The organism is Sporomusa intestinalis (genome assembly GCF_055383785.1).
Genome location: NZ_AP042390.1, coordinates 363,880 through 387,454, shown reverse-complemented (window position 1 = coordinate 387,454; position 23,575 = coordinate 363,880). Strand labels below are relative to the sequence as shown.

Here is a 23,575-nt window from a genome sequence, read left to right as displayed (position 1 = left end):
GCGGCTTTACTGGTTGTTGCCCCTGAGCATGCCGTCAATGGCCTGGGCGGCTTTTTTACCTGCTCCCATGGCCAAGATTACGGTGGCTGCACCGGTGACGGCATCGCCGCCGGCATAAACACGTTCGCGGTTGGTAAGACCGGTTGCTTCATCGGCAACAATACACTGCCACTTATTGACGTCAAGCCCCCGGGTGGTTGAAGCGATGAGCGGGTTCGGCGAAGTTCCCAGGGACATGATCACCGTATCTACCGCCATAACAAACTCAGAGCCGGGTACGGGAACCGGTTTTCTGCGGCCGGAGGCGTCAGGCTCACCCAATTCCATCTTGACGCAGCGCAGGCCGCTAACCCAGCCGGTATCATCCACCACAATCTCGGTCGGATTTGTCAGCACGTCAAAAATAATGCCCTCTGCTTTGGCATGATGTACTTCCTCGGCCCGGGCCGGCAGTTCCGCTTCCGACCGGCGATAGACAATATGGGTTTGGGCTCCCAGCCGGACGGCAGTTCTGGCGGCATCCATAGCCACATTGCCGCCGCCGACAACCGCGACTTTTTTCCCGACCTTGATCGGGGTCGCATAATCTGTTTTAAAGGCTTTCATCAGGTTGTTGCGGGTTAAAAACTCATTAGCAGAAAATACACCGTTGGCATTTTCGCCGGCAATCCCCATAAACTTGGGCAGTCCGGCGCCTGACCCGATAAATACGGCGGCAAAGCCTTCTTCCTGTAACAGCTCGTCAATTGTTACCGTCTTGCCGATTATGACATTGGTCTCAATGCGAACCCCCAGCTTTTTAAGATTGGCAATCTCATGTTTGACCACCGTTTCTTTCGGCAGCCGGAACTCGGGAATACCATAAACAAGTACGCCGCCTGGCTCATGGAGGGCCTCAAAAATAGTGACGGAGTACCCTTTACGGGCAAGATCACCGGCACAGGCCAGACCCGCCGGGCCGCTGCCGATAACAGCAATCTTTTTTCCGTTTTTTGCCGTTATCGCGCTGGTATCTACCTGGTTTTCCCTGGCCCAGTCGGCAACAAACCGTTCCAGTTTGCCAATCGCAACGGCCTCCCCTTTATGGCCGAGAATGCACTTGCCTTCACATTGGCTTTCCTGGGGGCAGACACGGCCGCACACCGCCGGCAGGGCACTGGACCTGGCAATGATTTGGGCCGCTTCGGCAATGTCCCCTTTTTTAACAGAACTGATAAAGGCCGGAATATCTATCGCTACCGGGCAATCACCCACGCATTTGGCATTTTTACAGTTCAAACACCGGGCTGCTTCGGCAACAGCCTCAGGCAATGAATAGCCTAAGCATACCTCGTCGAAATTGCCGACCCGGGTCCGGGCACATTGTTCACGTACCGGTACTCTGGCTGCTTTACCCATTATTCTCACCTCCACAGCAGCCGCCGGTGTGGCTGGTTTTTTCGGCCGCAAGCCGGCAGCGGCCTTCCTCTGTCTTATACATTGCCTGGCGCCGCATGGCTTCATCAAAATCGACTAAATGGCCATCAAACTCAGGCCCGTCGACACAGGCGAACTTTGTCTCATCGCCAATCGTGACCCGGCAGGCGCCACACATGCCGGTACCGTCAACCATGATCGGGTTTAGGCTGATGGTTGTCTTAATATCATACAATTTGGTCAGCTTGGCCACAAACTTCATCATAATCATCGGCCCAATAGCTATTACCTGGTCATACCTTGTGCCACTGTCAATGAGATCTTTTAAAACGTCAGTCACGAGGCCTTTACGGCCATAGGACCCATCATCGGTCGTAACATACACCTTAGCCCCCAATGCCTGCATTTCCGCTGCCAGAATGACGAAATCCTTAGCGCGGGCGCCAAGGATTACATCGACCTGGACACCACGCTGCTGCAGCCACTTGACCTGTGGATACACCGGCGCCGCGCCTACCCCGCCGGCCACAAAAACAAACCGTTGTCTCCGCAAAGCCTCTATATCGTCCCAAATAAACTCTGAGGCTTTTCCCAGCGGCCCGGCAAAATCAGAAAAATAATCGCCGGCATTATATTTAGCCATCTCTGTCGTCGACTGCCCTAAGGTCTGAAACACAATGGTGACCGTTTCCCGCTCGGTATCATAATCGCAAATGGTTAAAGGTATTCTTTCCCCTTTGTCATTCATCTTTACAATGACAAATTGTCCAGGCCTGGCCGCCTTTGCTACCCGGGAAGCTTTTACATCCATTAGATAAATTTGCGCTGCTAAATTTCGTTTCTCAACTATTGGGAACATTTCAGCCTCACCCTTTACTTTTTCGACATTATACGACAAAAATCAGTACGACGATTATAGCACAAATTGCCCTGGTTGGGAATAGGAAAAAAGCCGCAGCGTTGGGCCGCGGCAAGGGTTAGACCCGGACAATCTCATACCTGGTAAGTAACCGTCCGTCCTTGGTAGCCGTGGTTTGGTTACAGGCAAATTCAGGATTGAGGTTTTGGACAAAGGCTGTAAGCCATTGACTATAAAGCGCTTTCATCAGTTTCCCGTCAGCCCCGGCCCTTTTCCAGTTTGGTGCCTGCAAGCAAACCTCACTTTCCCAGACTAATCTGCCGGGTGTGCTTTCCTGTACTGAATCAGCCTGGTCGCAGGGCATGCCATTTAAATAATAGTCATTCAGCGCTTTGTAGATACCAATGGCAGACACGGTTTCATACTTGTTCTGCGCAGCGGCATGGCGGGCGCAGCGGGCGCCATGTTCCCGGAAAATCCGCTGCGCCAGATCGGCGGCCGCCGCACCGCAGCTGTCCACAAGTGTCTGGATAAAAGCGGCTTCCCGGCTTTCAGCGATATTAATCTGCCGTTGCAGCCAGCCATGGATGTTGCCCTGGTCAATGTGTTCTGTCAAATCAGTGTCAGGCAAAGGCTCGCCATAGCTTTGCCAGGACTGGGCCCGGGCTTCTTCAGCCCTACCGTCGCCCAGGTTTTCGGCCGCCTGATAAAGCAGCCGCTCGCGCTCAATGACATAGCGTATTTTATTATACAGCCAAAAATGAATCGGCGCTAAAAAAGCACTCATGATGATCTCTCCCTGTTTAAGACTTGATTTTAGCTGGCACGACTTTATTCAAGGCAGCCAGCAGTTCTGTTATATTCAGGCCATGGATCTCAGCCGCCTGGGTAACAGGCTCACCGGCTGAAGACGGGCAGCCAAGGCACCCCATGCCAAAAGAGCGGAATACCGGAACCGTCTGCGGATAAACCCGGATAATATCGCTGATTACACTGTCGCCGGTAATCGGGTCGCCAAATACCAGCTGCCCTTCTGTAAGCCCGCCGGGAAGGGGTACAATCTTTTCCCCGTCTGCGGCTTGAGCGGTTTTTGGTGCAGTAGCCGCGCTCTTCCCGCCATAGTACTCGGCCAGAATATCGGTCTTGAACTTTTCAAACCCGATTCTGTCAATAAACTGGCCTATGCGTTCAATATCGGCATGGCGCTGGTAATAGCGCATAATTATATCGACAAGCCGCAGGGTGTCATCATAATCAAGGCTTTCAATCAGCTTGTCGGCCAACCGGGGATGGGAGCCGGCGCTGCCGCCCACATAGACATCCCAGCCGGTATCCGTGCCGATGACACCCACATCTTTGACGACAGACTCCCCGCATGAGTTGGGACAGGCAGATACACCCATTTTGATGCGGCTGGGCATTTCCTTCTTAATATAACGTCTGTCAAGCTCCAGCCCCAGCTTGATACTGTCTTGCTTACCCCGCTTGCAAAAGGCATTGCCCGGACAAATTTTAACACTGCGGACGCAGTTGGCAAACCCCAGCGCCGGTGTCATCCCCAGTTCATGCCAAATGCTTTCAATCTCTTCGGCCTTAAGCCCGGTAATCATAATCCGCTGCGCCGAGGTCAGCTTCATTGTCCCGCCATATTTTTTGGTAACATCCACATACTTCTGCATGACCTCAGGCTTGATAAAGCCACCGGGCAGATGGGGGGTTATGGCATAAGTACGCTGGCCATTCCGAATTTTTTGCAGATTTGCTCCTTTTGGCAGCATGGTGCCACCTCCTTAACTCTTCTTATTGTTGCCTCTGCCATTCTGGCTGCGCCTTCCCGCGGCAGCAGCGCTGAAGGCTATTCATAAAATACTCGTCCTTGCCTTTGGTTCCTGTTGTTATTTCCTGCTTTTATTCTAATATGATACCCGTTTGCCATTCATTGGCAGGCATCACAATATACTGTGATTTTGATCACAGTGATCTGCCTCACGTTCTGTCCCTAGTTTGCCGGAATCAGGTCAAATCTACACTTTGGAAAATTCAAGCACCGCCAGCGCGGTTTTTGGGCTTTACGCCTATCGCTAAGCCTGGCATACCGGGGAATGGGCTTACTTTTGGCATAGCCAAAAGTAACAAGGCCTAGTACCTCATCTCCCTTAAAACCAAGGACAGTTTGCGCATCTTTTCCGGCCCTGCGTTGTTGTCGTCGCCTTACATATGCCCGATATGCGCGGCCCGCGCAAGTAATAAGAGACCTATTACCTACCGGCCTTATTAAAGCAGATCTTACTGAATCAGTTAGCGTCCTCCGCCTAGCCGGCCGAAAAATCTGCGCAAACTATTCCCTCGCTTTTAAAAAAGATGAGGTACTAGTACATTGACACAATTAGAATTTAGGATACAACCATTTCAGTTTATCTCTCGCATTATCCGTTGTAAAGTGCCATGAAACATTCTTTGCAGAAGCGTTGCGCCGGCTTTGCCAAGCTCCGATTTGTAGCTGCAATTGCCCCATATCAGAAATTCTCCGATTCAAGCACTGTTTTGTCATGGCACTAAGTTCTATTTCTGCAATATTGAGCCAGCTTCCATGCTTTGGAGTGTAATGTATTTCAAGCCGCTTGGCCAGCTTTAACGCAACCTCTGGCGGGAAGGTTTCATAAAGAGAAGAAAGCGAGTGGGTATTTAGGTTATCCATGACCAAACGAATACGTTTTGCCTGAGGATAATGAACTTCCAAAAGTTCTTGAATTTGCAATGCCCAATCTTTTTTTGTCCGGCGTTGGGTTGCCTGAACCTGTCGCCATCCCCCCAGCGGTTCGGTGAATATGAATAGGCAGCAGGTGCCCTCTCGCGTATATTCATAATCTTCTTTGTGGGCTTTTCCAGGACTCATGGAAAGCGGTTTGCGTTTTTCTCCCAACAGCTGATACGGTTGTTCATCCATGCAAATCAACGGAATTTCCTCATCGTAGGGCAAGGCATATACCTCTAAAATATCTTCCATGCGCGCAACAAACTCACCGTTGTACTGGGGTGGAATGCACCACTGCTTTTTCAGGTGAGGCTTAAGTTCAGTTTTTTTAACGTCCGTCTCACGGTTTCCCGGCTGGCTGTAGGGACTATGGAAAGCTCAATAATCTTTTCTGTCAGCAAGCGGACTGTCCAGCGTGAATAGCCTTTCGGTGGTTCTCCGCAGGCAAGCGCTATGATCCGTGCTTCTTTTTCGCCCGTCACTATGGCGGCCCTTGGGGGAGTTTGCGACTTCTTATACTGGAGGGCATATTCTATGCCATGTTGGCAATAATCCCGAACCGTGTGGTACACCGTTACATCACTCACCCCGCATCGCGCAGCTATTTCCGCTTGGGTAGCGGGCTTACCTACGCTTTCATCTAACAGCAGCAGTACATTGGCTCGTTTCTTATATCCTGCTGCTGTCTTTTTACTATTTAGTATTTCGTTGACTAATTTTTTCTCTTTTTCGCTTAACCGTACAACATATTTCTTGTTCATTTCTATACCTCTATCTTTTTTCTCTCTAAGGTATAGTTTAATGCTAATATCTAATTGTGTCTATATACTAGTGTCTTGGCAAAGTTAGATATTAGTTTTAGACAGCGTAGATTTTTTCGCAATGCAAGGCGGAGGAGCCGCGCAGTTCGGCAATCTGTAAGGTGACGACAACAAAGCAGTGCGGGAAAAGATGCGCTGTATAACCTAATATTTGACTTTGTCAAGGTACTAGTAGCCTCCAAAAACGGAAAAGCCGGACGGTATTCCTAAAATCCGTAAACTCGCTCAAACAGTACGGATTTCTGAACAGAATACCGCCAGGCTTTTTACATTTCCCGATATCTATGCAAACGCTGCTCATCTAAGATAATAATTTTCTGATCGGCAAACTGAAGAACCTTGTCTTTCCTCATAGAGTTGAGCACTCTGCTCACAGTTTCACGGGTTGTTCCGATCAGGCTGGCTAAGTCCTGCCTGGTCATTTCCAGATCAATCTCAACGCCGCCGGCCACAGCCCGCCCGTATTGCTGCGACAGGCGGATGAGGATCTGGGCGGTGCGCGAAAAGGTATCTGACAATGCCAGTGTTTTTATTTTCATTTGGGCATGGAGCAGCTTTTTACTCATAACCCTAATAATGTGCAGGGCAATCCGGGCATTGCCGGCTACTACGCTTTCCAGATCACTGTTTTTTATAATGCCGATAACTGAATCCTCCAAGGCAACCGCAGTAGCCGGATAAGGTCCAGGATTAAAGAGCAATACCTCGGCAAACACCTCCCCCGGCCCGAGAATATTAATAATATGTTCTCTGCCGTCCTGGCTGACCTTGATTATTTTAACTTTACCGCTTTTTACATAATGAAAGCCTTCGCCCGGTTCCCCTTCCATAAAGATAATCATGTTTTTTTTGTAGCGCCGTTCAAGGGTCACCCGGCTGATGGCGGCCAAATCCGCAGGAGCTAATTCTTCAAAAACCGGCAGATGCTTTAAATATTCAAATTCCAACAGGCAAACCTCTCCTCCCGCTATACTGGAACTATATATAAAAGTCCAGCCTGCAGGCTGGACAACTGGCCATCACTCTCCCGGGCTGATAGCACCTACCGGACACACGGCCGCACAGGCCCCGCAATCAATGCAAAGGCCGGGATCAATCACATATTGGGTATCCCCGTCAGAAATAGCCTCAACCGGGCAGACCGCCGCACAGGCCCCGCATTTAATGCATTCTGCGTCAATTTTGTATGCCATTTGCTTTTCCTCCTAACGTTTTGTTGATCGAAATTCCCGCGGCATCGAACTGATTATACCGTAATAACCGGCCTCCCCCAGGTTTTCCAGTAATCAGCTATCTGTAGTATCTGCAGTTTGACGGCTTTTACGATACGAACATGAAGAAAAAGCTAGGTACTAGTACCTTGTCAGCTCTAAAACAGTAGAATAGTGGCAAGGCTATTTTTCGCAAATCAAGGCGGAGGAGGGAGGCATACCGGACGTATGCCGACTGACGACAACGCAGAGTTGCGGAAAATAGACCGTCAGTATTCACTGAATTAGGGCTGACAAGGTACTAGGTATTACGATGTAATCCGGGCAAGGCATGAGCCACTAGTGTCTTGGGTGGTACCGGTTGATTGACCAGCGGATGAACTTATGTGCCGCTGCCTGCCGGCCGGCTTTGCCGCGCTCCATATCCGCCCTTGCCTTCTCCCAGACTGCCGGCAGATCATCCCCCTCCGCAGCGCTTGCAAAACCGACAGTAATACTGAGAGGCAGCTCCGGTTGAAGCAGGTTATGAAGGTCGACATAAAACTCGATGTCTTTTTTATATTCCGCCAGTACCGCCGTACCGGCCCCTGCAATCACGACGGTACAGTCCGCCCGGCGAGCCATTGTTGGCTGCACCCCAACGGCGGATAGGATTACCCCGGTCGCGGCCTTAACGGCGGCAGCGCCTGCCTCCGCCCCTAAAATATCATTGATAACACCGATGCCATCTATATGGCAAATGATAACGCCCGGACTTGTCTGCCCTGCCCCGGCGGCGGCTGTTTTGCCACTGCCGTCAGCTACAGGCAAACCTGCCGGCAGTGAAGCCGCTGCTGCCAAGGCTTCCGGTTTCGCCGGCGGCGTTTCCCTGCTGCGGGCTGCGGACTTTTTGCCGGCAGCCTGTTCCTTAACTGCGGCAGCCAGGGTTTTATCGACCACCGCTGCCGATAGTTTGTCCCCCAGAACTGCCGGCAGCTCAGGCTTGTCAGAACCCGGCCGCAGGCACGCCGCCTGGCGGGAACGCGAAAAACTCATGCATAATACGGGTATTATCCCTGCTAAATAGACTGCCCCCAGCCAAGCCAGCCAGCGGCTCAACTGCCAGTCAGCCTCCTGTCCGGCAGGAATAACGCCTGTCGTCATCGCCTGTACAGCGTCTTTACGCATAACCCCATAAACCACGCCGGTGATCTCATTATTTACGGTAACCGGTACAGCCACCACCGTCACAGTCTCATCCAGCCCCCACTCTGCCGCCGGTATCTCGCCTGTATACAGCTGCCCGTCTGCAGCAGCGGTAAAATACTCACGCTGGCCAACATAACGCCCCGGCGGTTCAGCAGTTGCAACCTGAATTCTCCCGTCAAGGTCAACGTATGCTAATGCCGCCAGACCTGCTTTCTCATCCAGGAAAGTATTAAAATCCTGCAGTATGGCCGCGTGATTGCCGGCCTGGCTTCCACAAATCCTGGCAATCGCCTTAAGATATACGGCCTGCCGGTTAATCCAGACCGCTTCAGTTTCGTGCCTGATTTTAGCCATCTCCTGCCTGAGGTTGCTGCTATGCCGACCTTCAACCCAGGCCCCTCCGGCAATCAGCAGCAGTGGAACAATAACTGCTGCGATCAGCCAGTAATTTATAGGTTTGCGAACTGAACTTACATGCAACATGCGCGCCTCCCAAGCCACTATCTACTGGAACTTCTCTGCCCCGGTCCCCAAACGCCGCTTGTTCATCTTGAGAATATGCCTGCGGCTGGCGGGAGCATTAAGGGATTTATCCCGATACATCTGCGCATCAGCTTGTTTAAAAATCTCAATGACTGCCACCGGAGCCTCGCTGGCAGCCCACCCGATCGACATACCAACCGGAATATCAGGCCCGCCGGCATTGTACTTGACAAGCAGTTTCTTTAGATTCTGGCCGGCTTTGTCTATTGTCTGCGCCGCACTGCCGGTAATAATAATACCGAATTCATCGCCGCCGATGCGGGCAGCCACTGCATCGTCAGGCGTGGCTGCCCTGATAAGCTGGGCGGCGGCGACAATAAATTCATCGCCGGCATCATGTCCCCAAGTATCGTTGACCATTTTGAGTCCATCCAGGTCACAGACTATAATCCCTGCCGGATAGAGCTTCTCCGCCTCAATCCGCTGGATCTCTGTCTCAAAATAGGCCCGGTTATAGAGTTTTGTCAACTGATCGTGGAAGCTCAAATACTCCAGATGCAGTTTAAGCCTGGTATTATCAATGGCCGAAGATGTCTGCATAGCAAATATCTCCAGCATTTGCACCTGTTCAGGCATAATCCCCTTATCATGGTTTATTTCAATTACCGCCGTAATATTGCCGAAAGAGTTAAGCGGCATTAACAAATGGCTGTGATCCGGAGAAATTTGATAATGCTTGGCCTTTATAATCCGCTCAATCAGTCCGCTTTCAAAGGGATCAAGCTCAGCCAGCAAGAGCCGGTCTCCCTTTAAAGTGGCTTTTTGCGGCTTGTTTTCAGCCAGAATATAAAGAATTCCCTCTTGAAAGCCAAATCCCAGCGGTGAACATAATGTTGTAAGATAATTTGTCAGCACATCGTAGTAATTACCGGCATCATGGATGGCTTTCGTAACATAATGAAGCATAACAAACTGATCAAGCTGCCGCCCTAATAATTCCTGAAACTGCCGGAGGCTTTCATTAAGAATAATATTTTCAACAATAGCCGCTGTCTGCCGGATATAGACATCCAGCAGCTGTAAGTCTTCAAAAAAGATGCCACTGGCTTTTTCCGCCAGAATAATCGCTCTGACCACACCTGTTTTTTTCACAATGGGGGCGGCAACCTGCAAATTATCAGTTGAGGTGACAGCAGCCTTCCTAGTAACCGCCTGCCGGCTATAATCGTCTTCCAGCGCAAATGCCGTTTGCCTTAGCATACCGTCCGCAAGGGTAAGTTTAATGGTAAAATTGTCATTATCATCAGGCAGGACAACAGCAACAGCGTCATAATTAAAACCACAGCCGCCCAGGTTGTGCAAATAGGCCTCCCAGAGGCTCTGCGTCGTCTGGCAGTCTTGAATGTTGTTCGTCAGATAATGGAGCATCAGATAATTATTATTTACCTCAGCCAGCCGTTGCTGAGTCTTTTTAAGTTGATCATTTTCAGCTTCGAGCAGTGCCAACTTAGCAATAAGTTCCTCAATATACTTATCAGGTTGTTGTTTTTCGTCCATCCTGCCCGCCTCTTTTTGTAAAATATTACGGCACTATTGCTACCACATGCAGTAATATCAGCATTAACACCCACGCTCCTGCGGCATACAATATATAAGTAATTATATCGGAGGTGGATGTATGGCTATGTTCCGAGCCCGTAAGAATAAACCTAAGGTCTTAGCCGAAACAACTAATGCATGCCCGCTTGAACCATGCCCCAGTGATCCTGATTTACTACTTTTGAGAGATGCCGCCGCAGATGAGCGTACAGCCATTGCTTTTTATCTGGATGCTGCCAGAAACTCCTGTACGCCCCAGTTATTTCTCGATATTGCCGCAACGAAAATGGAGCATTATGTGGAGATTATGCGGGCAATATCCCGTTTAGACCCGGTACAGGCCACACTGCTCAGCGAGGCTGGCCTTGACCAGCTGGTAATGATCCGGCCGCTGTTTCCGTCCAAAGCCAAAGCCGCCAAGGAAACGTTGTGCCCTGATTCGCCAATAACCCTGCCGGACAAAAAAGAAATGCCGACTGTCAACCTGCTAACCAAGGCCCTAAATGATGCATTTCTTACCACCAATAAATACCAGCGCTATATGCTAACAGCCGAAAATACAGATGTTCAGCTATTATTTTGCCATTTAATGAATGAAGAAAAAGAGCATATTACCGAACTGACTGCCGCATTATTTGAGCTTACTAATGAACCGCTGGAGTACAACTAAAAGCGGTAATAAAAAGGATAGGCCGATTAACCTATCCTTTACTCCTGCCGCCCTGCTGTACAGGCTGGTTACTGGACAATTTAGCTTTTAGCGGTACTGCCGTCAGTAATACTTGGTGGCCTTGGCAAGAGACCTTTACCTGGTAATCAACAATTCCTTCTTTATATAAATTAAGTTTAAGCTCTAACAGCGCCTTGCCGACAGACTCCTTAAGTTCCGGGGTGAAAAAAGCACTGTTAATATCCTCAGCCGGGTCCTTCTTAGCCGTTTTAACCACTGGCCGGGCAGGCTGTTCCTCATTGACATCGTTTTCAAAGGTGACTTGTTCATGCCAGCCTTTTAACATCTCGCTGTCACTGAGATTCTTTTTGATCTTGGCCACAATTCATTACCTCCTGCAAGACATAGCACTAAAATCTGCCACAACAGCAGTAAAAATATCAATCATCGCCTGCCGGTGATGTTCCCTTAGCGTCCGGGAAATTTCCACCTGAAAAGCGTTATAATTCTTACCATAACCGGGATAGCGCCGGCTCTCGCCCCAACGGTGTGAGGCCAGAGACTTGTTCCCTACCCAGTGCTTGTCAAAAATAACCTTAATATCCGGGGAAAACTCCCTGACTTTGGTTTTCAGTGCCTCACCAAACCATTTCTTTACCCGGGCCGAGCACGTGCGGCCATAAATCGTCCCCACTTCGATGCTGAATGGCCCGTGGGGCTGGTCTTTCATCCCATGAATGCCAATATGCAGATAGGGTCTTGCCAGGCTACGGCTGCCTGGCGCAAGTAAGCCTGTATTATAGAGGAACTGGCTGATCACATGCCGGTATTCCCATACGGCTTCGTCATTATCCGGTCCGGGCGGCCGGTTAAGATCGGCGATAGTCCTGGAAACAGTGCCAATAATACCGGCACAACCAGCCTTAGCTATGATTCCGGCCACGATTTCATCGGTAAACCGGTCGGCTTTCGGTGAAGCCGCATGCACGGCATCAACATGACAATAATTGGTGCCAAAACAATATTTAATATAATTGCCGGTTTTCAAAATTCCGCCCCCTGCAAATTTTTTGTCTTCCCCAGTATAATACCGGTCTAGTGTCGATCAGGTGCCACTATACCGATTTATATCTGTAGATTATTTTTAGAAATGCAGCAACCGGATATCCCCATAATTCTTTATCTGCGCCGGTAAATCCTGCAAAAAAAACACCGAAATTCCAGATATTACTGAAATTCCGGTGTTCGGTTACACAGTACCAGATAAACGCAATAAATTCTGATCCACATTTGGGTCAAGGCTTCCCAGCTCGCTAAATTCCTCTGGCAGCGCGACCTTACCTCCCTGAGATTCAAAATCGCCCTGTGATTTTTCGGACACAGTCTCATCACTCCTCTTTCCTTTACAGCTTTACAATAATTTAAATAAAAATTTTATCATGTATACATCATACAACTTACTTTGTTCTTTGTCAATACACACAGGTTAATTCCCTTTCTTTACTGACGGGCTGCCCGAGAAGTATAGGCTGACCGCCAACAAAAAAACATACAAGACTGCCCGGTATATACGGTTACAGCTTGTATGTCGGCATTATTATTTCATTTATAAATTCTGATATATAGATAAAATCGGTAGCATAAAGCTGCCCCTTCATGAAATCCGCTCGGTAAAGCTCCCCAGTCTGATTGCCGGATAGGTTTTAGTAATGCTGGCAAGGAAATTGCGGACACCGCCCGGAACACCACCGGCAGGCATAGACGCGAGCAAGATGTCCGGATCGAAATTCAGGTTCCGGAGCTGGATCATATCCACCCCGGTCTCGCCAAGGAAGTCAAGCCAGGCGGCCTCCTCCTCCGGCCGGTCGTTAAGGCCGGGAAAAAGCAGCATATTTAATGCCACATAGACACCACGCCGTTTGGCATAAGCAATGGATTGCCGCACCTGGTCGAGACTGTAACCGGCCTGATAGTACGCCTGATAGGTCGCCGGCAGGGCGCTGATGATACTGACCCGCATGCTATCCAGGCCGGCGTCGACAATGGCTTTGATACCGTCGGTGTAACCGGCATTGGTATTTATATTGATCTGCCCGCGGGTCGTAGCGTTGCGAATGCTGCCTATAGCAGCGGCAATAGAGTCGGCAGCCAGTGACGGCTCACCCTCGCAGCCCTGGCCGAAGCTGATGATCGCCGCCGGCGCCTGGGCAAGGTGATACTTACCGACAGCAGCGATCTCGGCCGGGGTCGGCGAAAATAAAATACGGCTTTGGGGCGCAGGACAGCATTCGGATGGCTGCAGCGAAATACATCCCAGACAATTGGCATTGCAGGCCGGCGAAACCGGGATCCCCGCTTCCCAGCGGCGGTAAAACAGATTTTGCGCTGTACAGCAGTGCCACACCAGGGAACAGTTGGCCAAATGCTCCACCAGCCGGTTGCCAGGCAGCTCACGCCGTACCTGCGCAACCCGTTTCTTCAAGCCAGGGGTATTATACCGGTACGGATGCCATTTCGCATTATCGGCCGTTCTTACGGCAGCTACATGGATTTCATCCTGATAAAGCGCTGCCGCCGTATAGCCAAAGAGGGGCAGGGAAGGAGCCCCCTGCCGCCGCGCGTAAGCAGGCAGCAGGGTGCGGGTATAGCCTACAGGCAGCATTGCCGCCACAGCTTTGCAGCCTTTCAGCGGTTTTACATTGTTACCGGCAAAATACAGGCAATCCCGCTCGGGCAGAAACATCAGTTCAGCCCCCTCAGGCAGCCTGATCAGGTCCTCCGGCTTCAGCGCCAGCAAGCCGGCGCCAAGGCGGGCAGCAGCCCGGTAGCCGGGCGCATCAAATATTTCTCCATTTTCATCAGCATACAGAGTAGTAATCATCTTATTACCCTTTGTTAAATTTATTCATGGCCTTAGTAAAGCCTTCCTGCAAAATACATTCCACCGCACCAACAGCCTGATCAACAGCTTCGCTAATAACCGGTGCTTCCTCATCCGTAAACCGGTTGAGGACGTAACCGGCCGTTTCCCAGCCTTGTGGCGGCCGGCCAATGCCAATGCGTATCCGGGTAAAGTCATCATTGCCTAATTCATACAGCATGGACTCGATACCACGGTGGCCGCCGGAGCCGCCCTTTAACCGGAGGCGCAGCCGGCCGACCGGCAAGTCAAGGTCATCATAGATTACAGTAATATCATGATACTGGACCTTATAAAAAGCAGCCAGCGGCGCTACTGCCCTGCCGCTCAGATTCATGTAGGTTTGCGGCTTGACCAGAAGCACGGTTTCCTCAGCCCGGTGTTCGGCCACCAGGGCATTATACCGCTCACGCCAGCCGGTAATTGACCATTTTTCCGCTAATTTATCAACAGCCATAAAGCCGATGTTATGACGGGTAGCCCCATATTCCTGCCCGGGATTACCCAGGCCGACAATAACTTTCACACTACTCCTCCATACTCTCAAGAATTTCATCAACAGTAACAAACCTGTACCCCTGGGCCAGCAGTTCGTCAATAATCAGTCTGGTAGCCTCTACTGTCTGGGTGCGAGGCAACCTGCCGGCTATGCCGTCACCATCATGCAGCAGGATGATGGACCCGTTTTTCACTTTGCGCAGCGTCCTGTCCACTATAACCGCAGTCCCCGGATTAAGCCAGTCGCGGCTGGCAACAGACCATTCCACGACTTTCAGCTGGTGCTCAGCCATAATATTCATAACCATTGCATCTCTAAAACCATGGGGCGGACGCATAACGTGCGGCACGTAGCCTACGGCAGCGGCAATTGCCTGGTTGGTCTTTTCAATCTCCTCAACAACACCCTGCCGGTTCAACTTGAGCAGATCAACATGACTATAGGTGTGGTTGCCCAGTTGATGCCCCTCGGCGACAATACGCCTGGTTAAATCAGGATACTTGGCCACATTGTGCCCCAGAACAAAGAAGGTGGCCGGAATTTGCCGTTCCCGCAGAATATCAAGAATTTGACCGGTATACGGCGGGCATGGCCCGTCATCAAAGGTAAGGGCCACCAGTTTTTCACTAGTCTGGATCCCGGAAAATACGGGACCGTAAAAACGGTTCTCCGGCAGCACGGCGTTGAGAGTAAGCACAAACCCGGCCGTAATTCCAAGGATTGCAATTCCCAGCCCCACCCGGACCGGCCGGCGCAGTATGCGGAAATAGTCCAGAACCAAACCGATAATAACGATTATTGTCAATAGCCCCAGCATGCTGATAAGCCGGACTTGCATGTCAAACATTGGTCTTTTACCCCGCTTACAAAAAATCTTTGAACATGATCAACCAGGGTCCCTGCGAGTCATAGGTAGTGCCGCCGGGATAATAGCCCAGCTTCTCATATACCCGGACAGCCGGCCGGTTATCCGGCCGGACTTCCAGCCGTACCCGCGTTACCCGCTGCTCCCGGAAATACCTGTGGGCTTCAGCCATCAGCGCGCTGGCCACCCCCGAACCGCGGGCGGCCGGAGCAACAGCAATGGATAAGATCCGGGCATTGGCCGTTTTCCCGGGTGTAGACGCCGAGCGTAAAAATGCGAGCTTGTTTAAAAGAATTATTTTGACAGGCTGGAGGCCAAAACCATACTTACCCCTTAGCCAGCGCCAGGCCCATCTGGCAAGATGGCCGCCGGTAATGGCCTGCAGCCAGAGCCGGTTTAATCTGACTGGCGCAAAGCAGTAGCCGATAAGCTCCCCTGACCGCGTTTTGGCAATCAGGGCAGCTTCCGGCTCGGCCGTATACACCAGAGTGAATACATCCTCCATCGCCTGGGGTTTGGGCAGACGCCCGCCGCAATGGTGAAGAACACTATCCATAAAACTTTCCGTAAACAGGCTGGCAATAGCGGGAATGTCTGCCGCCCCGGCCCGGGTAATCGCATAATTATCCATAGTCCTTATTTACGAATAGGGCGCGAGTAGTCGCGCCCTATGCAAATGACCTCCGTTATATCTTATTCCCCAAACGAAACTCTCTTTACGCTAATATGCTCAAGTTTTTGCCGCCTAATTAATCATCAAACAGCTTGCTAACAGAAAGTTCACCGAAGATCCGGATAATCGCCTCGCCCAGGAGCGGGGCAACCGACAATACTTTAATCTTAGAACTGGCTTTTGCTTGCGTCATAGGAATAGTATTAGTAACAATAAGTTCGGTAATATTCGACTTTTGTATCCGCTCTGCCGCCGGGTCGCTCAACACGGCGTGAGTACAGCAGGCGTACACCGCTTTGGCCCCCATCCGCGCCAGGGCATTGGCCCCTTCTGTCAGCGAGCCGGCTGTATCAACAATATCATCGACAATAACAGCTGTTTTGCCCTCAACATTGCCAATCAGGTTCATTACCTCAGCTACGCCCGGAGCAGGCCGGCGCTTTTCGATAATGGCAATCGGCGCATGCATGCGGTCGGCAAACAGCCGGGCCCGCGAAACACCGCCAAGATCAGGCGATACAACGACAAGGTCTTCCAATTGCAAGGACATAATATATTCAGCCAGGGTAGGCACACCTGGCAGGTTATCCACAGGAATATCAAAAAAACCCTGAATCTGGCCGGCATGAAGATCCATGGTAACGACCCGGGTAGCCCCTGCTACCGTTAAAAGATTAGCCATCAGCTTGGCTGAAATAGGTTCCCGGCCGCGGGTTTTTCTGTCCTGGCGGGCATAAGCATAATAAGGAATAACGGCAGTAATGTTTTTGGCTGACGCCCGTTTTACAGCATCAATCATAATTAACATTTCCATCATATTATCGTTAACCGGATAGCTTGTGGGCTGAACAATAAAGACATCGGTGCCGCGCACGCTTTCGTCAATCATAACCTGAATCTCACCATTATTAAACCTGCCGACAAAGGCATCGCCTACGGCCAAACCAAGATAGGCTGCAATTTCCTGGGCTAACGCCGGATTGGCGTTCCCGCTGAATATTCGTAACCGTTTCGTATCTTCCACTTTTCTTACCTCCGCTGTTTTTCCGCCCAGCCCTCAAGATTACTCTGGCGTGAGCGCGCTACTCCCAAGGAACCGGGGGGAACGTTCTTGGTAATTGTTGAACCTGCCGCTATATAAGAGCCGCGGCCGACAGTAACAGGTGCCACCAGATTGGTATTGCAGCCAATGAAAGCCTCATCTTCGATCGTAGTGCGGTGTTTATGTTTGCCATCATAATTAACGGTAATCGTGCCTGAACCAATATTTACACCAGCCCCCATATCGGTGTCGCCGATATAACTAAGATGCGGGATTTTACTCTTCTCACCAACCACGGTATTTTTTACTTCCACAAAATTACCGATTTTGACGCCGTTTTTTATCTGCGTATTCGGCCGTAAATGGACATAAGGCCCTACAGTTACATCTTCACCAATTACACAGTCATGGGCATAAGTAAAATGAAGGGTGGAGCGATCACCGATAATCGTGTTCACAATCCGGCTGTTAGGACCCACCGCCGCGTTAGCGCCGATTCTACTATTGCCTTCTATCCAGGTAAAAGGATAAATAATACTGTCAGGCCCGATCTCAACCTGAGCGTCAATAAAGGTGCTGCCCGGGTCCATAATGGTAACGCCATTATTCATGAGCAATTCCAACTGGCGGCGCCTGATTAAGCCTTCGGCCTCAGCCAGCTGCACCCGCGAGTTTATGCCCAAAGTTTCATGATAATCAGGGGCCGCCACTGCCCATAGCTGATGCTGCTGGCTGTTTAAAATTGCGATAACATCGGTAAGATAGTACTCACCCTGAGCATTATTGCAGGTCAGGCCATCAAGCGCGCTAAGCAGATCTTTGGCTTCGAAGCAATAGATCCCGGTATTCACCTCGTTTACTGCCAGTTCCACCGGAGTAGCGTCTTTATGTTCAACAATTTTGACAACCTGGCCCGCCGGGTTGCGAATAACCCGGCCATATCCGGCCGGATCAGGCATAACTGCGGTAAGCACAGTCGCCACAGCCTGAGCACGGCAATGCTCGTTATACAGCTTTTGCAGGAGTTCTCCGGTCAACAGCGGCGTATCACCGCATAACACCATTACGGTGCCGCCAAAACCCTCCAGGTGCCGCCGGGCCTGCATCACAGCATGGCCGGTGCCAAGCTGTTCTGTCTGTACGGCAAATTCTGCCTGCCCGGCCAGCGCGTCCGCCACGCTTTGCGCCCCAAAACCAATGACAACAACATTCTTAACGGCTCCGGCGTACTTGGCTGCATCAAGCACCTGCTGAACCATCGATTTGCCACCAACCTGATGCAGCACCTTGGGCAAAGCCGACTTCATACGCGTGCCTTTACCGGCTGCAAGGATGATGGTCATCAAATCCGACATCGATATACCTCCATTCCTGATGGTTGTGACGCGATCAGGATTGCTCAATTTGGAACAAGTAATATCCCTTCGACACAAAATTTCATATTCCTCTAAGGTATGCAAATAAACCAGCTTTTGCCTCAGCCGCTGCTTAAATAATCTCTACCTTATATTGCTCTTGACGGAGGGAGGCCATAATATGCTCAGTATGAAGAACATCCCTTGTCTCCAGCCCAATCTCAACGACAGCCTGCCCCAAAGGCACATGCCGCTCAACCCGGTCGTGGGAAACATAGAGAACATTGGCCTGGAGCCGGGCAATGACAGCCAGCAGCCGCTGCAGACTGCCCGGCCGGTCTACGACAACAGTCTGGAGCCGCACGCGCCGGCCGGCCTTCACCAGACCGCGTTCAATAATCCGGGATATAAAATTAACATCAACATTACCACCGGAAATTACACTGACAAGCTTGCCCTTAGCCGGAATTTTGTCGTGTAAAACAGCAGCCAGACTAATGGCTCCGGCCCCTTCCACCATCAGTTTGGCCCGCTCTAACAGCATCAGAATGGTACTGGCAATGGCTTCATCATCAATGACAACAATATCGTCCACATATCTTTCGATCAGTGCAAAGGTCAAATCCCCGGGAATTTTAACGGCAATGCCGTCGGCAAAGGTTTCCGCGTCCCTGGTGGTTTTAATGGCATGGGCCTTTTTGGACATATACATGGCCGGCGCCCCCTGAGCCTGCACACCGTATACCTTTACATGCGGCGCCAGTTCTTTCACGGCGACAGCAATACCGGCAATCAGGCCGCCACCGCCAATAGGCACAACAATGGCATCGACATCTTCCAGATCCGCTAATATCTCCAGGCCAATTGTCCCCTGCCCGGCAATCACCGCATAATCGTTAAAGGCATGGATAAAGGTCTGTCCTGTTTCAGCCTGAAGTTCGATCGCTTTGGCATAGGCTTCATCATAAACGCCGCCAGCCAGGACAACCTCTGCCCCATAGCCCCGTGTAGCCGTGATTTTAGCCAAAGGCGCAATCTCCGGCATGACAATTGTGGCTTTAATCCCGGCTGCCCTGGCCCCATAAGCGACGCCCTGGGCATGGTTGCCGGCCGAAGCAGCAATAACCCCGCGCTGTTTTTCCTCCGGGGTTAAACTCATAATCTTGTTGTAGGCGCCCCGGATTTTGAAAGACCCGGTTTTTTGCAGGTTTTCTAATTTTAAATACACTTCACTGCTGGCCAAAGCACTAAAAGTATTGCTGCGGTCAAGAGGCGTATGATGAATAACGCCGGCCAGCGCCTCCCTGGCTTGCTCAATGTCTGACAGTGTTACACCGGTCCTAGTACCAAACACCTGTCTGCCCCCTTTTAAGGATAGTGGGCTTACGCTAACAGCCCGCAAGATCACATCAGCCGGTTGTAAGCACCGGCCTGATATCTGTTACTTTAGTATGTTCATGTACATCATGTAAAATAAGCAACGCCAGATAGTCTTCCACTAATTTCGGTTCAGGCTCGGCTGTTGCCACAAGCACACCAATGCCACACACTCTAGCCCCTACCTCCTGGGCCAGATCCACCATGCCGCGGGCGGTGCCGCCTGCCTTCATAAAATCATCGATAATCAGCACTTTGGCGCCGGCCGGCAGGGCCCGTTTAGGCAGTGACATGGATTGAATGCGTTTATACGATCCGGTTACATAGTTGATGCTAACCGCCGAGCCCTCAGTTACTTTGCTGCCGCGCCGCACAGTAATCAGCGGCAAGTCAAAGGCCCGCGCGGTCATAAAGGCCAGCGGAATCCCCTTGGTCTCAACTGTCAAAATATAATCAGGCGATAAATGGGCCAGCCGTTCCATAAATATCTCGCCCACCTTGACCATTAGGTGCGGGGTAAACAGCAGATCCGACATATACAAAAAACCGCCGGGGATAATCCGGTCAGGTTCAGCCAGCCGCTGCGCCAGGTCCTTCAGCAGCCTGTCGGTTTCCCGGGGCGATACGGCAGGAATAAACCGTATGCCGCCGGCTGCCCCCGCGACTGTCTCAATGGTTCCCAGCCCAAAATGCCCCAAGGTTTCCTTAATCGTGTTGATATCTTCACAAATTGTTGATTTGGCGGCACCAAACAGCTCGCTGAACTGACTGAGTGAAAACAAATGCCGGGGCCGGTCGGCAATCAGCTTGGTTAATGCAGCTACCCGTTCCATTTTCCGTACTTTATCCATTCTTACTTCCTCCACAATCAGGGAAATACCGAATATTTTCTCCTAAATATATTTTTTTATTCACATTCTCTATAGATACGGCAATTCCTGCCCGGCAGCAAAAAAAAACAAAAAACGCGGATTATCCGCGTCTTATCAAAGACTTTGTATAAAACAACTGCGTACTAACTCCAAGTCGCTGGGTTTATCCACATCAATGCCAAGTTCAGCATACTGGGACTGAATAACCGCCCCCTTAATCCCTAAAATATCGCTCACTCTTCTCTCCACTTCCTTAAGCTTAAGCCTGCCAAAAAGGAACTGGACAACAAAGGTCCACCCTAACAAACAACACAATTTAAAGGGGTTCTTGCGATTAGCAATAATTCTTTCCGCCACCGTCATACACTGGGGCACGATTTTCGGGTCTACCAAAAAAATGTTCCCCCCTGTAAAAGTCCCTTCCTGCAGGCGCACAAACGTGCGCTTATTCCCTGGAAAACGGTATTCATGATCCCGGCGGGTAACAATCGGATAATATAAATCGGCCTGGATACCGGCGCACTGTGACAGAAAATCCTCGACTGCCGTCGGCGTTAGCAGCGGAATATCGGCCGTCACTACCAGGGTCAGGTTTTCATGTCCTAATGCCTTCATCCCTAAGCTGATGGTTTCCATGATTGTCCGGCCACCGGCCACAATGACTGCTTTGTCCGGAAAGGAGCATTTAGCCAGCTCAGACACCGGACCGGCAATAAAGATGCGGGATACCTGGGCACTGGCCGCCAGAGCACTGGCCACAAGTTCAACCATTGGCTTGCCGGCAATATCAATCATCGCCTCATAAGGCTGGGATGTATAGCGGTTCAGGTGCTCATTGTTTTCGCCACCAGCCAGGATTATAGCATCATACATGGTAAGTACACCCCTTCAAGAAATTAAGTCTGACGGCGTTCGTTCAGGTCCTGGAGCAGTGTCTGCTCTGAATTTTCCATATGTTCGCGGGCCAGTTGCTGCGCCAGGTCGGTATCCCGGCTGGCAATCGCTTCTACCAGGCGCCGGTGCTCCTCTACTGATTTTTGCATCCGTCCCGGATATTGAATCGAGATGGAGCGGAAACGGGTAAACTGTTCCCTGAGATTATTGATAATCCCCACTAAACGGTCATTCCGGCTGGCCCTGTATAAAATATCATGGAACTGGCTGTCAGATTCCACGATTTTGTCGGCATCGTCCTCTTCAATCAACTCGCCAATTTCGACCAGCAGACGCTCGAGCTGCTCAAGCTCGTCCTCGGTAATGCGTTCGACGGCAAGCCCGGCGGCCAGCACATCAAGGGCTGTCCGGATTTCAAATACCTCATTGATATCTTTGATTGACAGATCAGCCACATAGGTTCCCCGGCGGGGAATCATCACCACAAACCCTTCCAGTTCCAGCTTTCTAATCGCTTCCCGGACCGGTGTCCGGCTGACGCCCAGTTCTTCAGCCAGTTGAATCTCCATGAGACGCTCACCGGGCTTCAACATACCGTTCACAATCGCTTCCCTGAGCGTCTCCGCCACAACTTCCCGCAGCGGCTTATAGCTGTCTAATTTTATCGGTACCAATCGCCTCTCCACAATCATTCCACCTTTGATACTGTTTTTGCCACAAATATTTCGGGTACCCCCTGCGCCTGTAACCGGGCGGCAATGTTTTCCGCCTGGCGCCGGCAGCCGGCAAGACCGAATACAGTAGGTCCGCTGCCTGACATTAATGCCGCCAGGGCCCCGTAAGCCAGCATAGCATTTTTTATTTCGGCAATTTGGGGATACTCCGGGATTGTTACACTTTCAAGGACATTGGCCAACCCCCCGGCCACACCGGTAAGGTTGCCCTGCGCAAGATTTTTACACATTGCCTGAATATCAGGCCGGACTCTGATCTCACTGGCCCTAAACCGGCCATATACCCAGGCGGTTGCTACCGCCACAGCCGGTTTAGCTAATATGACATAACAGTCAGGCATTGGCGGCAACGGCTTTAGCAGCTCGCCCCGGCCGGTTGCCAGCATTGTACCGTTATACAGGCAAAAAGGCACGTCTGATCCCAGCTGGGCCGCCAGGTTGCTAAGCTCGTCCAGGCTAAGGTTAAGCTGCCACAGCTGATTAAGTCCCCTGAGCACTGCGGCGGCATCGGCGCTGCCGCCGGCCAAACCTGCCGCCAGCGGGATTTGCTTCTCCAGGTGAATATGTACTCCCTTGCCGGGTTTGGCATATTCTACCATCAGAGCGGCGGCCCGATAAGCCAGGTTGCTGCCATCTGCCGGTAAACCCGGAATAGTAACACTAAGAGCAATGCCTGCCGGCTGTTCCGTTAACACAATCGTATCGGCCAGACTGACCGACTGCATGATCATTGCCACTTCGTGATAGCCATCAGGCCGTTTCGAGAGCACGTCAAGGGCCAGATTAATTTTTGCATAGGCTTTAAGCGTCAGCATGCCAGACACCTTAGGCACTTAACTGCTTTAAGGTTATTGTTTCCTGCGAAGTCAGAATCCGGTCAATTTCCAGCAGGATAAGCAACCGATCGTCAAGCTTGCCTACGCCTTGAATATATTTGGCGTCAAGAATAAAGGTCGGAGGCGGGGGTTCTACACTTACTGCCGCCAAACGGACCACTTCAGTCACAGAATCAACAATTATACCTACAGTCTGCCCATCCACCTCGACGATAATAATCCGGCTGTCATCATTATAGTTGGAAATTTCTAGCTGAAAACGTTTTCTTAAGTCAATCACGGGAATAATCCGTCCCCGTAAATTTATAATTCCTTCCATAAAGTCCGGCGTCTGCGGCAGTTTAGTTATGGGAACCAGGCGATTTATCTCCTGCACTTTGGTAATCGGCAAGCCGTATTCTTCTCTAGCCAGACGAAAAACCACCAGTTGCAGTTCCTGATCAACAATTAGACTACTTGTTTCCATCCCGGAACACCTCCACATACAATCTTACAGTATTATATTC

At 50.8% G+C, this 23,575-nt stretch carries 25 protein-coding genes; 1 reads left to right on the top strand and 24 read right to left on the bottom strand.

The window, feature by feature from the left end; all coding sequences use genetic code 11:
• Positions 1-6: 6 nt before the first annotated feature.
• The 10 genes from gltA to ACZ481_RS01745 all read right to left on the bottom strand — a co-directional run bounded on the left by gltA (position 7) and on the right by ACZ481_RS01745 (position 10,290).
• On the bottom strand, positions 7-1,398 hold the full coding sequence (gltA, locus tag ACZ481_RS01790; protein WP_464768491.1) for an NADPH-dependent glutamate synthase: 1,392 nt from the start codon (positions 1,396-1,398) through the stop codon (positions 7-9).
• The gene (locus tag ACZ481_RS01785; RefSeq protein ID WP_464768490.1) at positions 1,391-2,275 is read right to left on the bottom strand and encodes a sulfide/dihydroorotate dehydrogenase-like FAD/NAD-binding protein; all 885 of its coding nucleotides are present in this window, start codon (positions 2,273-2,275) and stop codon (positions 1,391-1,393) included. Before ACZ481_RS01785 ends, gltA begins: the two co-directional genes overlap by 8 nt.
• A 118-nt stretch (positions 2,276-2,393) precedes the next feature.
• Positions 2,394-3,062 (bottom strand): hypothetical protein, encoded by a 669-nt coding sequence (locus ACZ481_RS01780; RefSeq protein ID WP_464768489.1) that lies wholly within the window; start codon positions 3,060-3,062, stop codon positions 2,394-2,396.
• Between the two features lie 16 nt (positions 3,063-3,078).
• Positions 3,079-4,053, bottom strand: a complete 975-nt coding sequence (locus tag ACZ481_RS01775) for a DUF1858 domain-containing protein (RefSeq protein WP_464768488.1) — start codon at positions 4,051-4,053, stop codon at positions 3,079-3,081.
• A 608-nt stretch (positions 4,054-4,661) separates the two neighbouring features.
• Positions 4,662-5,318 (bottom strand): IS630 family transposase, encoded by a 657-nt coding sequence (locus ACZ481_RS01770; protein WP_464770559.1) that lies wholly within the window; start codon positions 5,316-5,318, stop codon positions 4,662-4,664.
• A gap of 14 nt (positions 5,319-5,332) precedes the next feature.
• Positions 5,333-5,791, bottom strand: coding sequence for a helix-turn-helix domain-containing protein (locus tag ACZ481_RS01765; RefSeq protein ID WP_464765965.1), 459 nt, complete (start codon positions 5,789-5,791; stop codon positions 5,333-5,335).
• 326 nt (positions 5,792-6,117) lie between these two features.
• Positions 6,118-6,798 carry a Crp/Fnr family transcriptional regulator gene (locus ACZ481_RS01760; RefSeq protein ID WP_464768487.1) on the bottom strand — a complete coding sequence of 227 codons (681 nt, stop codon included), beginning with the start codon at positions 6,796-6,798 and terminating at the stop codon, positions 6,118-6,120.
• 72 nt (positions 6,799-6,870) lie between these two features.
• Positions 6,871-7,044: an indolepyruvate ferredoxin oxidoreductase subunit alpha gene (locus ACZ481_RS01755; RefSeq protein ID WP_464768486.1), complete on the bottom strand. Its 174-nt coding sequence runs from the start codon at positions 7,042-7,044 to the stop codon at positions 6,871-6,873.
• 357 nt (positions 7,045-7,401) lie between these two features.
• The gene (locus ACZ481_RS01750) at positions 7,402-8,733 is read right to left on the bottom strand and encodes a PDC sensor domain-containing protein (protein WP_464768485.1); all 1,332 of its coding nucleotides are present in this window, start codon (positions 8,731-8,733) and stop codon (positions 7,402-7,404) included.
• A 21-nt stretch (positions 8,734-8,754) separates the two neighbouring features.
• Complete coding sequence (locus tag ACZ481_RS01745) at positions 8,755-10,290, bottom strand: GGDEF domain-containing protein (RefSeq protein ID WP_464768484.1); 1,536 nt, start codon at positions 10,288-10,290, stop codon at positions 8,755-8,757.
• A gap of 121 nt (positions 10,291-10,411) precedes the next feature.
• On the opposite strand from ACZ481_RS01745, the gene ACZ481_RS01740 reads away from it, so the two are divergent.
• Positions 10,412-11,002: a hypothetical protein gene (locus tag ACZ481_RS01740; RefSeq protein WP_464768483.1), complete on the top strand. Its 591-nt coding sequence runs from the start codon at positions 10,412-10,414 to the stop codon at positions 11,000-11,002.
• Between the two features lie 31 nt (positions 11,003-11,033).
• Here ACZ481_RS01740 and ACZ481_RS01735 read toward each other — a convergent pair whose 3' ends face one another.
• The 14 genes from ACZ481_RS01735 to ACZ481_RS01670 all read right to left on the bottom strand — a co-directional run bounded on the left by ACZ481_RS01735 (position 11,034) and on the right by ACZ481_RS01670 (position 23,535).
• The gene (locus tag ACZ481_RS01735) at positions 11,034-11,384 is read right to left on the bottom strand and encodes a hypothetical protein (RefSeq protein ID WP_464768482.1); all 351 of its coding nucleotides are present in this window, start codon (positions 11,382-11,384) and stop codon (positions 11,034-11,036) included.
• 6 nt (positions 11,385-11,390) lie between these two features.
• Positions 11,391-12,050: an N-formylglutamate amidohydrolase gene (locus ACZ481_RS01730; RefSeq protein WP_464768481.1), complete on the bottom strand. Its 660-nt coding sequence runs from the start codon at positions 12,048-12,050 to the stop codon at positions 11,391-11,393.
• Between the two features lie 606 nt (positions 12,051-12,656).
• Positions 12,657-13,883: a radical SAM family protein gene (locus tag ACZ481_RS01725; RefSeq protein ID WP_464768480.1), complete on the bottom strand. Its 1,227-nt coding sequence runs from the start codon at positions 13,881-13,883 to the stop codon at positions 12,657-12,659.
• A gap of 4 nt (positions 13,884-13,887) precedes the next feature.
• A complete protein-coding gene (gene pth / locus ACZ481_RS01720) occupies positions 13,888-14,448 on the bottom strand; it encodes an aminoacyl-tRNA hydrolase (protein ID WP_464768479.1) in 561 nt (186 codons plus the stop codon).
• Between the two features lies 1 nt (position 14,449).
• On the bottom strand, positions 14,450-15,268 hold the full coding sequence (locus tag ACZ481_RS01715) for a polysaccharide deacetylase family protein (protein ID WP_464768478.1): 819 nt from the start codon (positions 15,266-15,268) through the stop codon (positions 14,450-14,452).
• A 16-nt stretch (positions 15,269-15,284) separates the two neighbouring features.
• Entirely contained in the window at positions 15,285-15,917 is a 633-nt protein-coding gene (locus ACZ481_RS01710) for a GNAT family N-acetyltransferase (protein WP_464768477.1), read from the bottom strand.
• A gap of 118 nt (positions 15,918-16,035) precedes the next feature.
• The gene (locus ACZ481_RS01705; protein WP_464768476.1) at positions 16,036-16,983 is read right to left on the bottom strand and encodes a ribose-phosphate diphosphokinase; all 948 of its coding nucleotides are present in this window, start codon (positions 16,981-16,983) and stop codon (positions 16,036-16,038) included.
• 5 nt (positions 16,984-16,988) lie between these two features.
• Positions 16,989-18,356 carry a bifunctional UDP-N-acetylglucosamine diphosphorylase/glucosamine-1-phosphate N-acetyltransferase GlmU gene (gene glmU, locus ACZ481_RS01700; RefSeq protein ID WP_464768475.1) on the bottom strand — a complete coding sequence of 456 codons (1,368 nt, stop codon included), beginning with the start codon at positions 18,354-18,356 and terminating at the stop codon, positions 16,989-16,991.
• Between the two features lie 133 nt (positions 18,357-18,489).
• Entirely contained in the window at positions 18,490-19,710 is a 1,221-nt protein-coding gene (ilvA, locus tag ACZ481_RS01695) for a threonine ammonia-lyase (RefSeq protein WP_464768474.1), read from the bottom strand.
• 55 nt (positions 19,711-19,765) lie between these two features.
• Positions 19,766-20,584: a pur operon repressor gene (purR, locus tag ACZ481_RS01690; RefSeq protein ID WP_464768473.1), complete on the bottom strand. Its 819-nt coding sequence runs from the start codon at positions 20,582-20,584 to the stop codon at positions 19,766-19,768.
• Between the two features lie 135 nt (positions 20,585-20,719).
• Positions 20,720-21,478 carry an NTP transferase domain-containing protein gene (locus ACZ481_RS01685; protein ID WP_464768472.1) on the bottom strand — a complete coding sequence of 253 codons (759 nt, stop codon included), beginning with the start codon at positions 21,476-21,478 and terminating at the stop codon, positions 20,720-20,722.
• A 23-nt stretch (positions 21,479-21,501) separates the two neighbouring features.
• The gene (locus tag ACZ481_RS01680; protein ID WP_464768471.1) at positions 21,502-22,185 is read right to left on the bottom strand and encodes a GntR family transcriptional regulator; all 684 of its coding nucleotides are present in this window, start codon (positions 22,183-22,185) and stop codon (positions 21,502-21,504) included.
• A gap of 2 nt (positions 22,186-22,187) precedes the next feature.
• Positions 22,188-23,048 (bottom strand): 4-(cytidine 5'-diphospho)-2-C-methyl-D-erythritol kinase, encoded by an 861-nt coding sequence (gene ispE, locus ACZ481_RS01675; RefSeq protein WP_464768470.1) that lies wholly within the window; start codon positions 23,046-23,048, stop codon positions 22,188-22,190.
• A 10-nt stretch (positions 23,049-23,058) separates the two neighbouring features.
• The gene (locus ACZ481_RS01670) at positions 23,059-23,535 is read right to left on the bottom strand and encodes a chemotaxis protein CheW (protein WP_464768469.1); all 477 of its coding nucleotides are present in this window, start codon (positions 23,533-23,535) and stop codon (positions 23,059-23,061) included.
• Between the last annotated feature and the right edge of the window lie 40 nt (positions 23,536-23,575).

Bases quoted from the DNA above. Each gene is read 5' to 3' on its own strand.
- gltA (WP_464768491.1), bottom strand. From the start codon at position 1,398: ATGGGTAAAGCAGCCAGAGTACCGGTACGTGAACAATGTGCCCGGACC.
- ACZ481_RS01785 (WP_464768490.1), bottom strand. From the start codon at position 2,275: ATGTTCCCAATAGTTGAGAAACGAAATTTAGCAGCGCAAATTTATCTA.
- ACZ481_RS01780 (WP_464768489.1), bottom strand. From the start codon at position 3,062: ATGAGTGCTTTTTTAGCGCCGATTCATTTTTGGCTGTATAATAAAATA.
- ACZ481_RS01775 (WP_464768488.1), bottom strand. From the start codon at position 4,053: ATGCTGCCAAAAGGAGCAAATCTGCAAAAAATTCGGAATGGCCAGCGT.
- ACZ481_RS01765 (WP_464765965.1), bottom strand. From the start codon at position 5,791: ATGAACAAGAAATATGTTGTACGGTTAAGCGAAAAAGAGAAAAAATTA.
- ACZ481_RS01755 (WP_464768486.1), bottom strand. From the start codon at position 7,044: ATGGCATACAAAATTGACGCAGAATGCATTAAATGCGGGGCCTGTGCG.
- ACZ481_RS01750 (WP_464768485.1), bottom strand. From the start codon at position 8,733: ATGTTGCATGTAAGTTCAGTTCGCAAACCTATAAATTACTGGCTGATC.
- ACZ481_RS01745 (WP_464768484.1), bottom strand. From the start codon at position 10,290: ATGGACGAAAAACAACAACCTGATAAGTATATTGAGGAACTTATTGCT.
- ACZ481_RS01740 (WP_464768483.1), top strand. From the start codon at position 10,412: ATGGCTATGTTCCGAGCCCGTAAGAATAAACCTAAGGTCTTAGCCGAA.
- ACZ481_RS01725 (WP_464768480.1), bottom strand. From the start codon at position 13,883: ATGATTACTACTCTGTATGCTGATGAAAATGGAGAAATATTTGATGCG.
- ACZ481_RS01715 (WP_464768478.1), bottom strand. From the start codon at position 15,268: ATGTTTGACATGCAAGTCCGGCTTATCAGCATGCTGGGGCTATTGACA.
- ACZ481_RS01710 (WP_464768477.1), bottom strand. From the start codon at position 15,917: ATGGATAATTATGCGATTACCCGGGCCGGGGCGGCAGACATTCCCGCT.
- glmU (WP_464768475.1), bottom strand. From the start codon at position 18,356: ATGTCGGATTTGATGACCATCATCCTTGCAGCCGGTAAAGGCACGCGT.
- purR (WP_464768473.1), bottom strand. From the start codon at position 20,584: ATGGATAAAGTACGGAAAATGGAACGGGTAGCTGCATTAACCAAGCTG.
- ACZ481_RS01685 (WP_464768472.1), bottom strand. From the start codon at position 21,478: ATGTATGATGCTATAATCCTGGCTGGTGGCGAAAACAATGAGCACCTG.
- ispE (WP_464768470.1), bottom strand. From the start codon at position 23,048: ATGCTGACGCTTAAAGCCTATGCAAAAATTAATCTGGCCCTTGACGTG.
- ACZ481_RS01670 (WP_464768469.1), bottom strand. From the start codon at position 23,535: ATGGAAACAAGTAGTCTAATTGTTGATCAGGAACTGCAACTGGTGGTT.